This window comes from Streptomyces sp. NPDC020489 (assembly GCF_044386545.1).
In the GTDB taxonomy this organism is placed as follows: Bacteria; Actinomycetota; Actinomycetes; order Streptomycetales; family Streptomycetaceae; genus Streptomyces.
The window spans coordinates 229075-243755 of record NZ_JBIRUZ010000010.1; the positions used below are offsets into that span (position 1 = coordinate 229075).

The window sequence follows — 14681 nt, forward strand, 5'->3', positions numbered from 1 at the left end:
CACCGCCGATGCCGCCGGTGCCGCCGCCTTCTCAGCCCTTCGGCGTCCGCAGCAGGGCCCCGATGTGTGCCGCCGCCGTCGACAGGTGGCGGCGGGTGTCGCGGAGCTGGTCCGGGGTGACGCCGTGGTCCCGGGCCGTGTCGCGGATGTCGTCGCGGAAGCGGTCGAGGAGTCGGTCCAGGTCGCGGGCCGGGTCACCGGTGCCGTCCTCGTGGGCCCAGGCCGGTTCGCAGTCGGCGGGGAAGTCCTGCGGGGTCTGCGTGTACTCGGGCGCCCGCGCCGACGACTTCTCCGCGTTCTTCTCGGCACCTCCGTGCCCGAACCCGAAGTCCATGCCGAACTCGCGGCCGTGCTCCCGACCGAACTCACCGAACTCCTTGGCCAGTTCGGTCAGCCCCTCGCGCACCCCCGTCGGCCAGTCGCCCCGCGCGAAGTGGTCCTGGACCTGCTCCTGGACCCGGCGGGCGATGCGCTGGACCTCCTCCTGCGCCTGGGCCCGCGCCCGTTCCTGCGCCTCCTTGGCCTGGCGCCGGGCCCGCTGGGCCTCCTCGCGGGCCCGCCTGCTCTCGTCCTTGGCGCGCCTGGCCTGTTCCTTCCACTCCTGCTTGACGCGCCGCATCTCCTCCTTCGCCGCGCGCCACGCCTCCTTGTCGCCGTACTCCCCGAAGTCCCCGGGGAAGCCGTCCTGTTCACCGCCGCTCCCGGTACCGCCGCGGCGGGCCTCCGAGGCGGCCGCCCGCATCTCGCGCCGCAGGTCGCCCGCGGCGCCGCGCACATCGGCCCGGATCTCGGCGGCGAGCTCGGCGACCGAATCCCGGATCTCCAGCTCCAGGTCGGCCAGCTCGCCGCTGCGGTCGGCCAGTTCGGCGCGGCCCGCGTCCGTGATGGCGTAGACCTTGCGGCCGCCCTCGGTGGTGTGGGTGACCAGTCCCTCGGCCTCCAGCTTGGCGAGGCGGGGGTAGACGGTGCCGGCCGACGGTGCGTACAGCCCCTGGAAGCGCTCCTCCAGCAGCCGTATCACCTCGTAGCCGTGGCGGGGGGCCTCGTCGAGCAGCTTCAGCAGGTAGAGGCGGAGGCGGCCGTGGGCGAAGACGGGAGGCATGTCAGAGCACCTTCTTGTCGGTCGTGCCGTCGGCCGGGGTACCGGTTGAGCCGTCACCCGGGCCGGAGACGGAATTGTCCCCCGAGTCGCCGTGCCCACCGGCCGCCGGGGTCGCCGCGCCGGCGGCCTCCTCGGGTGCCGGAGCCGCGTCCTGCGGGGTCGCGTCCTGTGGGGCGGCGGGGTCCGCGGGGTCCACGTCCCATGGCTCCTCCTCCGCCGGTGGGCGGCGCAGCAGGGCGATCGAGCCCGAGACGGTGGTCGCCTTGAGGCTGCCGCGCCCCGCGCCGAGCCGGCCGGTGATCCGCTTGGCGCCCCACTGGCCGCCGACGCGCAGGTCCTCGAAGGCGTTGGAGACCGTTCCGCTGGCGGTGTTCGCCTCCACCTGCGCGTCCGCCGGGTGCGGGAGCCGGATCGCGATCTCGCCGGAGACGCTGGTCAGACTGATGTCGGCCGGGCGGCTGGTGGGATCGAGGTCGACGATCATCGAACCGCTCACCGAGTCCGCCCTGACCGAGGAGCCCGCCTCGACCACGGTCAGGTCCCCGGAGACGGAGTTGAACCGGAGGTCGCCGCGCAGCGCCTGGGCTTCCAGGTTGCCCGAGACGGTGTCGGCGCGGACCGGGCCGGTGAGCCGCACCAGTGTGGTGTCGCCGGTGACGCCCTTCACCTCGGCCTGTCCGTCGATGCCCGAGACCACGGCGGCGGCACCCACCACACCCACCTCGACCCGGGTGTCGGCCGGCACGGCAAGCGAGACGACAACGCTGCGCCGCCAGCCCTTGCGGTCCAGCCACTTCAGGAAGCCCTTCCAGGGCAGGTCGTCGTAGGCCACGGTCAGGGTGCCGCCCTCCTGGGTCACCGTCAGGGGCGGGCCCTCCAGCTCGGAGACCTCCAGGCGGGCGGAACCTTCGTCGGTGCCCACGACGTTCACCGTTCCATTGACGACGCGCACATGGAGACGGCTCACCGGCTCCTCGAACGTGAGCTTTCGCGGCTCTGTGACGGACCACTCGGACATGCTGCAGACCTCCCCGTGACACCACACACGCCATATCGCGTCTTCGGTTATTCACGATATATCGCGGACCTGGAAAGTCAAGACGCCCGTTCTGGGGACGTTTACCGGCCTCCGAAATGACCAAATCGTAGGAATCTGCCTAGCGTGTGAGCATGTCGCCGACGGAAACCCCTCGCCCCGGCCCCGCCCCGGGCGCCCTCCTGCTCTGCCGTGCGGCACCCGAGTCCGCCGCCCCCGCCGCCCAGCTGCTGCGGGAGCGCATGCTGCTCACGGGCGCGGGCGAGGAGTGGAGCGCCCTCGTCCCCGAGGGCAAGCCCTGGCGGGACGGCGGCGAACCGGTCGACCGCGTCCTCACCGGCTGGGCCACGGCACTCGCCGTCGGCGCCCCCTGGCCCGTCCTCGCCCTGTGGTGGGACGCCGACCGCAGCGGTTGCACCCTCGCCTCCGGCTTCCGCCGGCCGGTCGGCTACGTCTGGCTCGCCGACGGCACCCCGGCCGGCGAGGACGAGGCGATGCGCACCCTCGCCGCCCGCCTCGGCCTCGACCCGGTCCTCGACGTGCAGTCCCTGAACGCGCTCACCGAACCGGACACCGCGGCCGACGCCCGCGCCCGCCTGCGCGGTCTCCTGGCCGTCCTCACGCGCGCGGGCCTGACCCTCCCCGCCGGTCTCGCCCCCGGTGATCCCGCCGACCGACTTCGCGAGGTCGCCCGCGTCCAGCCGGACGCCCGCGTCGTCGAGGGGGAGGGCTGGCGCGAGGCGGTCCGGGGGGAACTCGAGACGGTCGCGGGCCGCCGGCTGAGCCCCTGGCTCCCCTGGTCCGGCGACCCCAGGGCGCGCGCCCTGGCGCTGGCCCAGGTCGCCGCCGGCCTCCCCCTGGCGGCCTGGGGCCTGCGGTCCCGCAGCGGCGGCTGGGTCACCGCGGGCGGCCTGCTGCTGGCCCACGGGGCGCTGGGACTGGCGTACGACCTCGCACGTCCGCGTGACTGACGTACGGCATACCCTGAGGGAGTAGGTCCCAGGGTTCGTCCCGTCCGTATCAGGAGCGAGAGTTGTACTTCACCGACCGTGGCATCGAAGAACTGGAGAAGCGGCGCGGCGAGGAGGAGGTCACCTTCGAGTGGCTCGCCGAGCAGCTGCGGACGTTCGTCGATCTCAACCCGGACTTCGAGGTGCCGGTGGAGCGGCTGGCGACCTGGCTGGCGCGGCTGGACGACGAGGACGACGAGTAGCCGGTCTGTTCGTTCGGCGGTCGGCACGTTCCGTAGGTGCCGCGCGCTCACGGAGTTTCTCCCCGTCCGAACCCGAAGGGCCCGGCCCCCACACCGTGGGGACCGGGCCCTTCAGTTGCACGCGTCGAGACCTACGCCTCGAACACCTCACGCACCAGCTGCTCCTGCTCGGCCTGGTGGCGCTTGGCCGAACCCACCGCCGGCGACGAGCCGTGCGGGCGCGAGATGCGCCGCAGACGCTCGCCGTGCGGCACGTCCGCGCCGACCGCCAGGTCCAGGTGGTCGATCAGGTTGAGGGCGATGAAGGGCCACGCGCCCTGGTTCGCCGGCTCCTCCTGCGCCCACAGGTACTTCTCGGCGTTCGGGTACTTGGCGATCTCCGCCTGGAGCTCGGCACCCGGGAGCGGGTACAGGCGCTCGATACGGATGATCGCCGTGTCCGTGACACCGCGCTTGACCCGCTCGCCCTCCAGGTCGTAGTAGACCTTGCCGGCGCAGAAGACGACCTTCTTCACCGCGGCCGGGTCGACCGTGGAGTCACCGATGACCGGGCGGAACTGGCCGGTGGTGAACTCCTCCGCCTTGGAGGCCGCCGCCTTCAGACGCAGCATCGACTTCGGGGTGAAGACGATGAGCGGCTTGTGGTGCGGGTTGTGCACCTGCCAGCGCAGCAGGTGGAAGTAGTTCGACGGGAGCGTCGGCATGGCGACCGTCATGTTGTTCTGGGCGCACAGCTGGAGGAACCGCTCCGGGCGCGCGGACGAGTGGTCCGGGCCCTGGCCCTCGTAGCCGTGGGGGAGGAGCAGCGTGACACCGCTGGTCTGGCCCCACTTCTGCTCCGCCGACGAGATGAACTCGTCCACGACCGTCTGCGCGCCGTTGACGAAGTCGCCGAACTGCGCCTCCCACATCACCAGGGACTCGGGACGGGCCAGCGAGTAGCCGTACTCGAAGCCCATCGCCGCGTACTCGGAGAGCAGGGAGTTGTAGACGTTCAGCCGCGCCTGGTCCTCGGAGAGGTACATCAGCGGCGTGAACTCGTCGCCCGTCTCACGGTCGATGATCACCGCGTGCCGCTGGCCGAACGTGCCGCGCTGGGAGTCCTGGCCGGCGAGCCGGACCGGGACGCCCTCCAGGAGCAGCGAGCCGACCGCGAGGGTCTCGCCCATGCCCCAGTCGATCGTGCCGTCCTCGACCATCGCCGCCCGGCGCTGGAGCTGCGGCAGCAGACGCGGGTGGACGGTGATGTTGTCCGGGACGTTGACCTGGGACTCGGCGATCCGCTTGACGACCTCCGAGGTGATCGCGGTGTTCACCGCGACCGGGAACTCGGCCTGCGGGTCCGAGGACTCCGCGGGACCCGGCTGGGAGGTGGCCTCGCGGACCTCCGTGAAGACCTTCTCCAGCTGGCCCTGGTAGTCCTGGAGCGCCTGCTCGGCCTCTTCCAGGGTGATGTCGCCGCGACCGATCAGGGACTCGGTGTAGAGCTTGCGCACCGAGCGCTTCTTGTCGATCAGGTCGTACATCAGCGGCTGGGTGAAGGCCGGGTTGTCCGACTCGTTGTGACCGCGGCGGCGGTAGCAGATGAGGTCGATCACGACGTCCTTGTTGAACGCCTGACGGAACTCGAAGGCCAGCCGGGCCACGCGGACGACTGCCTCGGGGTCGTCGCCGTTCACGTGGAAGATCGGCGCCTCGATCATGCGCGCCACGTCGGTGGCGTACATCGACGAGCGGGAGGACTCCGGCGCCGCCGTGAAGCCGACCTGGTTGTTGATGACGATGTGGACCGTGCCGCCGGTGCGGTAGCCCCGCAGCTGCGACATGTTGAGGGTCTCGGCCACCACGCCCTGGCCCGCGAAGGCCGCGTCGCCGTGCAGGGCCACCGGCAGGACCGTGAAGTCGGTGCCGCCCTTGTTGATGATGTCCTGCTTGGCGCGCGCGACGCCCTCCAGGACCGGGTCGACCGCCTCCAGGTGCGAGGGGTTCGCGACCAGGGAGACCTTGATCTGCTCGCCGTCCAGGCCGGTGAAGGTGCCCTCGGCGCCCAGGTGGTACTTCACGTCACCGGAGCCGTGCATCGACTTCGGGTCGAGGTTGCCCTCGAACTCGCGGAAGATCTGGGCGTACGACTTGCCGACGATGTTCGCCAGGACGTTCAGGCGACCGCGGTGGGCCATGCCGATGACGACCTCGTCCAGGCGGGACTCGGCGGCGGAGTCGATGACCGCGTCCAGCAGCGGGATGACGGACTCGCCGCCCTCCAGGGAGAAGCGCTTCTGGCCGACGTACTTGGTCTGGAGGAACGTCTCGAACGCCTCGGCGGCGTTCAGCCGGCGCAGGATGCGCAGCTGCTCCTCGCGCTCCGGCTTGGTGTGCGCGCGCTCGATGCGGTCCTGGATCCACTTGCGCTGCTTGGGGTCCTGGATGTGCATGAACTCGACGCCGGTGGTGCGGCAGTACGAGTCGCGCAGCACGCCGAGGATGTCGCGCAGCTTCATCAGGGACTTGCCGGCGAAGCCGCCGACCGCGAACTCGCGCTCCAGGTCCCACAGGGTGAGGCCGTGCTCGGTGATGTCGAGGTCGGGGTGCTTGCGCTGGCGGTACTCCAGCGGGTCGGTGTCGGCCATGACGTGGCCGCGGACCCGGTAGGAGTGGATCAGCTCGAAGACCCGGGCGGCCTTGGTGACGTCGTCGTCGTGGCTGGCGTCGATGTCCTTGAGCCAGCGGACCGGCTCGTAGGGGATGCGCAGCGCTTCGAAGACGTCGTCGTAGAAGCCGTTCTCGCCCAGCAGCAGGTTCGCGACGATCCGCAGGAACTCGCCGGAGGCCGCGCCCTGGATGACCCGGTGGTCGTAGGTCGACGTGAGCGTCATGACCTTCGAGATGCCGAGCTTGTTCAGGGTGTCCTGGGAGGTGCCCTGGAACTCCGCCGGGTAGTCCATCGAGCCGACGCCCATGATGACCGACTGACCGGGCATCAGACGCGGGACCGAGTGGACGGTGCCGAGGCCGCCGGGGTTGGTCAGGGAGACCGTCACACCGGTGAAGTCGTCCATGCCCAGCTTGCCGTCACGGGCGCGGCGGACGATGTCCTCGTAGGCCTGCCAGAACTCGAAGAAGTTCAGCGTCTCGGCCTTCTTGATGCCCGCGACGACCAGCTGGCGGTCGCCGTTGGGCTTCACCAGGTCGATGGCGAGGCCGAAGTTGACGTGCTCCGGCTTGACCAGGGTCGGCTTGCCGTCCTTCTCCGCGAAGGAGTAGTTCATCGACGGCATGGCCTTGATGGCCTGCACCATCGCGTACCCGATGAGGTGCGTGAAGGAGATCTTCCCGCCCCGGGCGCGCTTGAGGTGGTTGTTGATGACGATGCGGTTGTCGAAGAGCAGCTTCACCGGGACGGCGCGCACGGACGTGGCCGTGGGCACCTCCAGCGAGGCGTTCATGTTCTTCGCGACCGCGGCGGCGGGACCGCGCAGCGTGACCAGCTCCGGACCGTCCGCGGAGGCGGCGGCGGGCTCGGCCTTCGGCTTGGCCGCGGCGGGCTTGGCCGGAGCGGCGGCCGGAGCCGGGGCGGCGGCCTTCGCCGGCGCGGCGGGCGCGGCGGCGGCGGGCTGAGCGGCCGCGGGGGCCGGTGCGGGCACCGAGGGGGCCGCGGGAGCGGCCGGGGCGGCGGGAGCCGCCTGGGCCGGAGCCGCGGGGGCCGGAGCGGCCGCGGCCGGGGCGGCGGCCGCACCCGGCTTGTAGTCGGCGAAGAAGTCCCACCAGGCTCGGTCTACCGAATTCGGGTCCTGGAGGTACTGCTGATAGATCTCGTCGACGAGCCACTCATTGGGACCGAACGCCGCAGCGGGGTTCTTCCCCGCTTGGTCTGCGTCGGTCGAGATGCTCGAGTTACTGGGGGACTGTGGCGACACGGCGGTAACCGCCCTCTTCCGCTTCTCACAAGGTGATGGACAGCGGGAATAAAGGCTACGCCTCCCCGGCCGGGAAGGTCAGGCCGGGCATGGTCATCGTCGTGTAAGTCACATCGGAAAGCGCGTTTCGGGGCCAGAAATGGCGGGAAACAAGCGTGGTTCCGGTTCAGGAGGCAAGGGCGGAGCCAGGCCTCGGACGCCGATGGCGCGGGCCGGTCGCAGATCACAGGTGATCACACGTGTCCGTCAGCGCGGACCGCGGTGGATCTTGTGGCTCCGCTTCGAACTTTACGTCAACTTGGCAGAGATGTAAGTCCCGGGAGGGTGACAAGGATCCGGCAACCCCGCTCGGATTCGGCCACTCCGATCCGGCCGCCGTGCAGATCCACCGCCCAGCGGGCGATCGCCAGGCCGAGCCCGGTGCCGCCGTCGCTGCCCGGACCGTGTGGCCGGTTCACGGCCCCCCGGTTGAAGCGCTCGAAGACGCGGTGCCACTCGGAGCGCGGGATCCCGGGGCCCTCGTCGAGGACCTCCAGCTCCAGGGAGTCCGGCACGGACCCGCGCCGGGCCTTGACCGTCACGCGCCCGTGCGGCGGGCTGTGCTTGACCGCGTTGTCGATCAGGTTGGCCACCACCTGGTGGATCCGCTCCGGGTCCGCGTGCGCGGTCAGCTCCGGCGGGGACACGTCCAGGTGCAGATGCACGTCCGTCCGCGTGTGGCTGCCGGAACCGGAGGCGATGCCCGCGCGCGCCGACGCGACCATGTTGGCCTCCTTCAGCACGCCCGAGAGGTACGGCCACACCTCGAAACGGCGCGCCTTCAGCGGGACGACGCCGTTGTCGAGGCGGGAGAGGTCCAGCAGCGTCTCGACCAGCCGGCCCAGCCGTTCCGTCTGCTTCAGGGCCGTACGCATCGTCTCGGGATCCGCGGGCGAGAACCCGTCCACGATGTTCTCCAGCACCGCCCTGAGCCCCGCGATGGGGGTTCTGAGCTCGTGGGAGACATTCGCCACGAGTTCCTTGCGCTGCTGTTCCTGGGCCTCCAGGTCGTCGGCCATCCGGTTGATGGTCTCGGCGAGGTCGCCCAGCTCGTCCCGGCGGTTCTCCCGCACCCGGCGGGTGTAGTCACCGTGCGAGATGGAGCGGGCGACCGCGTTCATCTCGTCGAGCGGGGCCGTGAGCGAGTGCGCCACGAACTGGGTGATCAACAGCGTGGCGATCATCGAGAAGACCGTGATGAACCGCAGCTCCGTCTTGGTGCGCACCGCGATCATCGACAGACCCGTCGTGATCAGGACCGAGGTGACGACGAGCGCCCCCAGCTTGGTCTTGATCGAGAACGGGCGCACACCGCCCCAGGGCTCCCAGGGGCCTCTGCGTCCGGGCGGGCCGCCGCTCATGGCGTCGGCGTCTCCAGGGCGTAGCCCACGCCGTGCACCGTGCGGATCCGCTCGGCGCCGATCTTCCGGCGCAGCGCCTTGATGTGGCTGTCGACCGTGCGGGTGCCGGAGGCGTCCGCCCAGTCCCACACCTCGGCGAGGAGCTGCTCACGGGAGAGCACCGCGCGCGGGGTGTTCGCCAGGCACACCAGGAGGTCGAACTCGGTGGGGGTGAGGTGAACATCCTCACTGTGCACCCGCACCCGGCGCTGCGCGTGGTCGATCTCCAGCTCGCCCAGGCGCAGGATACCGCTCCTGGGCGTCGCGGCGGCCAGCGCGGCCCGCTCCACCCGGCGCAGCAGCACGTGCACGCGCGCGGCCAGCTCCCGCATCGAGAACGGCTTGGTCATGTAGTCGTCCGCGCCGACCCCGAGACCGACCAGCATGTCGGTCTCGTCGTCGCGCGCGGTCAGCATCAGCACCGGCACCGGCCGGGCGGCCTGCACGCGGCGGCAGACCTCCAGGCCGTCGAAGCCGGGCAGCATGATGTCGAGGATCAGCAGGTCGGGCTGCCAGGCCTCGGCCGTGTCGACCGCCGCCGGACCGTCGCCCGCGGTCTGCACGAGGAATCCCTCGGCACGCAGACGGGTCGCGATGGCCTCCACGATCGTCGGGTCGTCCTCGACCACCAGCACCCGGCGCTGCGCACCGGGAGTGGCCGTGGCCGTGCCGTTGTGGGAGGTGTGTGTCTGCTCCATCGCCCGCCCCAAGGGTTGCTTTCCGGAATCAGTGGGGTGATCCCGCTTACTGGGTTGTGCCTGCGCATGCTTGCGATTGACGCTTGAATGATCTGCGCCGGAAAGCAGGGTACGGGGAGTCACCACGCCACGGCTATCCAGGTCGGACACCGAGATGCACGACGTCCGGAACGCCCCGGGCAACCGGCACCTCTTCGGTACGCACCTGCCGGAACCCGGCATTCCGGAGGGTTCCTTCAAATTCCGGAGAAGGTCGCGCGGACCACACCGCGAGCACCCCGCCGGGTCTCAACACCCGCGCGCAACCGGCCAGTCCGACCGCCGAGTACAGCCCGTCGTTGCTCTCGGTGACGGTCCAGTCGGGTCCGTTGTCGATGTCCAGGCACAGCGCGTCGTACGTGTCCGATGTCTCATTCACATAAGTGACAAGGTCGGTTTCCAGAATCGCGGTGCGCGGGTCGGCGAGCGCGGCGGCGGAGAGCGCGGCGAGTGGACCGCGGCGATGCCAGTCGATGATGGCCGGTTCGCGCTCCACGACGGCGATCCGGCCCCAGCGTGGATCGCCGGCGGCGTGTGCGAGCGAGAACCCGACCCCGAGGCCGCCGATCAGCACGCTCGGCTCCGGCCGGCCGTCCAGCGCGTCGCGCGCCAGGTCCACCAGCAGCCGCTCCGAGCGGCCGTCGGAGGTGTCCATCAGGAAGCACCCGTTGGCGATGATCTGGAGCAACTCACCGTGCCGGCGCAGCACGACCTCACCGTGCGGGCCCTCGCGACGGTCCAGGACTTCGGGAATGTCGTACGAGAGGGACATCCGTCCATCCTGGCAGTCTCGGTGCGGGGTGCACCGGGATTTCCAGCGGACCGTCCTTCCGGGCCTGCGCAGGGTCGTTGAGAAGTCGCTGTGAATCGGCGTGCGCGTGGCGCCGGTCACAGACAGCGGGGTAGGAGAGCGCGAAGGGTGGGGAACGACGGAAGGAGCGCCCCACGGTGGAACGGCCTGCGCAGTCGACGGACGCCCTGCACGCTCCCTCGGACGCCTGTCCCCCCGACGCCGCGGGGTTCCTGGACGCGGTACCGAGCCAGCGCGCACCGGGTCCTGCGGCCGCCGGGTCGGGGCCTGCCGGGTCGGCCCTCGCGCCCGCCGAGTCGGGGCCTGCGCCCGTCGAGTCGCAGCCTGCCGAGTCGCCCCCCGCGCCCGCCGAGTCCGCGCCCGTCCCCGTCCAGCCGGTGCCCGTCCAGCCGGTGCCCGCCCCCGAGGCCCGTCGCCGGCTGCGACCCTGGCGGTTGCTCCCCACCCCCACCGGGACGCCGTTCACCTTCGGTTACGCCGTGGTCCTGGCCGTCACCTCGCTGGTCACCGCGTACGCCGACCCCGCCGTCGTCCACTCCTTGCTCCAGGGCTCCAGCACCGACGTGGCCCACCTCGTGCGCACGCCCGTGCTCGTCCTGGTCGCGAGCGCGCTGTGGATGGCGGGCGGTGTCGCGTCGCCGTACGCGCTGGGCTTCCTGCTGGTCCTGACCGCGCTGGAGCGGCGGATCGGCGGTCTGCGGGCGGCCGGGGTCTTCCTGCTCGGCCATGTCCTGGCCACCCTCGCCACCGAACTCCCGGTCGGACTGGCCGTGTTGGTCGGCCACCTCCCCGACAGCTCCCTGCACCGCCTCGACTACGGCATCAGCTTCGGTGTCGCCGCCGCCACGGGCGCCCTGGCGGGCCTTCTGCCGCGGTGGCTCGGACTGCCCCTGCTGGTCCTCTTCGGGGGCATGCTCCTCCAGAGCCTCCTCGCCTTCACCGACCCGATGACCGAGTGGGGGCACGTGATGGCCCTGTCCGTCGGGATCGCCACCTGGCCGACGGTCCGCCGCTGGGCCAGGTCGCGCGCCGCCGCGTAGGCTCCCCTCGCCCGGCCCGGGTCAACGGCGGGACGCCGAGCCGCTGTTCACCCCGCCGGGCTGTGAACGAGCCCGCGGTGAGGGGCAGTTCCGTGTACGTGCAGGTCGGCGTCAGCCGTGAGCTGCCGCACGGGGTCGCTGCGGCACCCCCGGACCGGTGAACTTCGCGCTGGTCAGCGGGGCCACCATGGTCCACCCCAGCGACTCGTACAGGGCGCGGCCGTCCGGTGTGCCCGCCAGGACGCATGTCTCGGCGCCCTGTTCGGCTGCCGCCCGCTGGAGGGTGCGCATGACGTGACTGCCGAGTCCCTTGCGCCGGTGGGCCGGTGAGGCGGCGATCTGGTCGGCGACCGCCGTCGCGCCGGTCGGGGTGACCTGGCCGCGGGCCGCCCAGGAGCCGTCGGGGGCGGCGAGCAGGGTGCGGGTGACACCGCCCCGGGACCAGGTGCGCTGCCGGTAGCCGTGCGGGGGTGCCGGCTCGGCGGCCGGTGCGGTGAGGGGGAGCGTCATCAGACAGCCCGGGGCGGGGTCGATCCACCAGTCCTCGCCCAGCCAGCCGCGGACCACGGTCGGGTCCCGGAACACCTTCAGCCACACCCCGACGCCCGTGACCGACTCGGCCACCTTGCGCACGGTCGCCTCCTCGACGTCCTCGCCGGTCGCGCCGAACACGTGCCGGGTGACATGGCCGTCCATGCCCATGTCGATCGTGCAGCCCCAGGGTTCGAGGACCGGTGGGGCCGCCCCGCGCGAGACGACCCATCCGTCCACCCATGCCCGCACGATCCGGTCCATGCCGCGGTCCCCTCGCTGGTAATAAGTGAATGCAGCTGGTGGTTATTACAGCAGCGCCGCCGTCCCCCCGGCAGAGGTGATCGCTCACAGCGAACGCCCCCCGGGGAACATTCAGCGACTCACGTGCATTGAGTCGGCATAGCTCAACTTGAATGCCGAAGGGGAGATCATGGCTTCGACGTCCACACCGCTCACTCTGCCTGTGCTGCCGCTCGACGACGAGGTCGTGCTGCCCGGCATGGTGGTCCCGCTCGACCTGAGCGACGCCGATGTACGCGCCGCGGTGGAGGCCGCCCAGGCCGCCGCCCGGTCGGAACCGGGCAAGCCCAGGGTGCTGCTGGTGCCACGCATCGACGGCAGCTACCCGGGCACCGGCGTCCTCGGCACCGTCGAGCAGGTCGGCCGGCTGGCCGACGGCGACCCGGGCGCCCTGATCCGCGGCCGGGGGCGGGTGAGGATCGGTGCGGGGACGACCGGACCGGGCGCCGCCCTCTGGGTCGAGGGGGTCCGTATCGACGAGACCGTGCCCGAGCCGCTGCCGGGCCATGTCACCGAACTGGTCAAGGAGTACAAGGCCCTCGCCACCGCCTGGCTGCGCAAGCGCGGCGCCTGGCAGGTCGTGGACCGCGTCCAGGCCATCGACGACGTCTCCGCGCTGGCCGACAACTCCGGCTACTCGCCGTTCCTGAGCACCGACCAGAAGGTCGAGCTCCTGGAGACCGCCGACCCGGTCGCCCGGCTCAAGCTCGCCACCCAGCACCTGCGCGACCACCTCGCCGAGCAGGACGTCGCCGAGACCATCGCCAAGGACGTCCAGGAGGGCGTCGACAAGCAGCAGCGCGAGTTCCTGCTGCGCCGTCAGCTGGAGGCCGTGCGCAAGGAACTGCGGGAGCTCAACGGCGACTCCAAGGACGCGGCGGAGGAGTCCGACGACTACCGCGCGCGGGTGGAGGCCGCCGACCTGCCGGAGAAGGTCCGCGAGGCCGCGCTCAAGGAGGTCGACAAGCTGGAGCGGTCCAGCGACCAGTCGCCCGAGGGCTCGTGGATCCGGACCTGGCTGGACACCGTGCTCGAACTGCCGTGGAACGAGCGGACCGAGGACGCGTACGACATCCAGGGCGCCAAGGCGGTCCTGGACGCCGAGCACGCGGGCCTGGAGGACGTGAAGGAGCGGATCACCGAGTACCTGGCGGTGCGCAAGCGGCGCAACGACCGGGGGCTCGGGGTCGTCGGCGGCCGGCGCGGCGGTGCCGTGCTCGCCCTCGTCGGCCCGCCCGGCGTCGGCAAGACCTCGCTGGGCGAGTCGGTCGCGCACGCCATGGGGCGCAAGTTCGTCCGGGTCGCCCTCGGCGGTGTGCGCGACGAGGCCGAGATCCGCGGCCACCGGCGCACCTACGTCGGCGCGCTGCCCGGCCGGATCGTGCGGGCGATCAAGGAAGCCGGGTCCATGAACCCGGTGGTGCTGCTGGACGAGATCGACAAGGTGGGCTCCGACTTCCGCGGCGACCCCGCGGCGGCTCTCCTGGAGGTCCTGGACCCGGCGCAGAACCACACCTTCCGCGACCACTACCTGGAGGTCGAACTCGACCTGTCGGACGTGGTCTTCCTCGCCACCGCCAACGTCCTGGAGGCCATCCCGGAGGCCCTGCTGGACCGGATGGAGCTGGTCCGCCTCGACGGCTACACCGAGGACGAGAAGGTCGTCATCGCCCGCGACCACCTGCTCCCGCGCCAGCTGGAGCGGGCGGGCCTGGACAAGGACGAGGTGACTCTCGACGAGAGCGCCCTGCGCAAGCTCGCCGGCGAGTACACCCGCGAGGCGGGCGTGCGCACCCTGGAGCGGTCCATCGCCCGGCTGCTGCGCAAGGTCGCGGCCCAGCACGAACTGGGCGAGCGGGAGCTGCCGTTCACGGTCACGGACGAGGAGCTGCGCGGCCTGATCGGGCGGCCGCACCACGTCCCGGAGTCGGCGCAGGACCCGGCGGAGCGCCGTACGGCGGTGCCGGGCGTGGCGACGGGCCTCGCGGTCACGGGGGCCGGCGGTGACGTGCTCTTCGTCGAGGCGTCCCTCGCGGACCCGGAGACGGGCGCGGCGGGCCTGACCCTGACCGGTCAGCTCGGCGACGTGATGAAGGAGAGCGCGCAGATCGCGCTCAGCTTCCTGCGCTCGCACGGCGCGGAGCTGGAGCTGCCGGTGGGCGACCTGAAGGACCGGGGCGTGCACATCCACTTCCCGGCCGGCGCGGTGCCCAAGGACGGCCCGAGCGCGGGCATCACGATGACGACGGCCCTGGCCTCGCTGCTCAGCGGGCGCCTCGTGCGGACCGACGTGGCGATGACCGGCGAGGTCTCGCTGACCGGCCGGGTCCTGCCGATCGGCGGCGTCAAGCAGAAGCTGCTGGCCGCGCACCGGGCGGGCGTCACCACCGTCGTCATCCCCAAGCGCAACGAGCCCGACCTGGACGACGTCCCGGCGGAGGTGCTGGACAAGCTCGACGTGCACGCCGTGACCGACGTCCGCCAGGTCCTGGAGCTGGCGCTGTCCCCGGCGACGAGCGAGGCGGCGCCGGAGGTGCCGGTGGCGGCGTGAC

11 protein-coding genes are annotated in these 14681 nt (G+C 71.6%); 4 read left to right on the top strand and 7 right to left on the bottom strand.

Features of this window, described 5'->3' with window-relative positions; genetic code table 11:
- Nucleotides 1-31: 31 nt before the first annotated feature.
- Nucleotides 32-1102 (bottom strand): helix-turn-helix transcriptional regulator, encoded by a 1071-nt coding sequence (locus tag ACH41F_RS26865; protein WP_398837838.1) that lies wholly within the window; start codon nt 1100-1102, stop codon nt 32-34.
- A 1-nt stretch (nt 1103) separates the two neighbouring features.
- A complete protein-coding gene (locus tag ACH41F_RS26870) occupies nt 1104-2120 on the bottom strand; it encodes a DUF4097 family beta strand repeat-containing protein (RefSeq protein ID WP_398837839.1) in 1017 nt (338 codons plus the stop codon).
- A gap of 152 nt (nt 2121-2272) precedes the next feature.
- On the opposite strand from ACH41F_RS26870, the gene ACH41F_RS26875 reads away from it, so the two are divergent.
- Both ACH41F_RS26875 and ACH41F_RS26880 read left to right on the top strand, forming a co-directional pair.
- The gene (locus ACH41F_RS26875) at nt 2273-3109 is read left to right on the top strand and encodes a hypothetical protein (RefSeq protein WP_391232852.1); all 837 of its coding nucleotides are present in this window, start codon (nt 2273-2275) and stop codon (nt 3107-3109) included.
- A gap of 62 nt (nt 3110-3171) precedes the next feature.
- Nucleotides 3172-3351 (top strand): DUF6104 family protein, encoded by a 180-nt coding sequence (locus ACH41F_RS26880; protein ID WP_003992906.1) that lies wholly within the window; start codon nt 3172-3174, stop codon nt 3349-3351.
- 131 nt (nt 3352-3482) lie between these two features.
- On the opposite strand, the gene ACH41F_RS26885 is transcribed toward ACH41F_RS26880, so the two are convergent.
- The 4 genes from ACH41F_RS26885 to ACH41F_RS26900 form a co-directional block, all read right to left on the bottom strand.
- Entirely contained in the window at nt 3483-7268 is a 3786-nt protein-coding gene (locus tag ACH41F_RS26885) for a multifunctional oxoglutarate decarboxylase/oxoglutarate dehydrogenase thiamine pyrophosphate-binding subunit/dihydrolipoyllysine-residue succinyltransferase subunit (RefSeq protein WP_391232850.1), read from the bottom strand.
- A gap of 293 nt (nt 7269-7561) precedes the next feature.
- Nucleotides 7562-8668, bottom strand: coding sequence for an ATP-binding protein (locus tag ACH41F_RS26890; RefSeq protein WP_391232849.1), 1107 nt, complete (start codon nt 8666-8668; stop codon nt 7562-7564).
- On the bottom strand, nt 8665-9405 hold the full coding sequence (locus ACH41F_RS26895; protein ID WP_391232848.1) for a response regulator: 741 nt from the start codon (nt 9403-9405) through the stop codon (nt 8665-8667). The genes ACH41F_RS26890 and ACH41F_RS26895 overlap by 4 nt, the downstream gene beginning before the upstream one ends.
- 133 nt (nt 9406-9538) lie before the next feature.
- Nucleotides 9539-10216: a spermidine synthase gene (locus ACH41F_RS26900; RefSeq protein ID WP_398837842.1), complete on the bottom strand. Its 678-nt coding sequence runs from the start codon at nt 10214-10216 to the stop codon at nt 9539-9541.
- A gap of 176 nt (nt 10217-10392) precedes the next feature.
- Between ACH41F_RS26900 and ACH41F_RS26905 the strand changes: the two genes are divergently transcribed.
- Nucleotides 10393-11295, top strand: a complete 903-nt coding sequence (locus tag ACH41F_RS26905; RefSeq protein WP_398837843.1) for a rhomboid-like protein — start codon at nt 10393-10395, stop codon at nt 11293-11295.
- Nucleotides 11296-11406: 111 nt separating this feature from the next.
- On the opposite strand, the gene ACH41F_RS26910 is transcribed toward ACH41F_RS26905, so the two are convergent.
- Nucleotides 11407-12090: a GNAT family N-acetyltransferase gene (locus ACH41F_RS26910; RefSeq protein ID WP_398837844.1), complete on the bottom strand. Its 684-nt coding sequence runs from the start codon at nt 12088-12090 to the stop codon at nt 11407-11409.
- 169 nt (nt 12091-12259) lie between these two features.
- Between ACH41F_RS26910 and lon the strand changes: the two genes are divergently transcribed.
- Nucleotides 12260-14680 (top strand): endopeptidase La, encoded by a 2421-nt coding sequence (gene lon / locus ACH41F_RS26915; protein WP_391232843.1) that lies wholly within the window; start codon nt 12260-12262, stop codon nt 14678-14680.
- Nucleotide 14681: the final 1 nt, after the last annotated feature.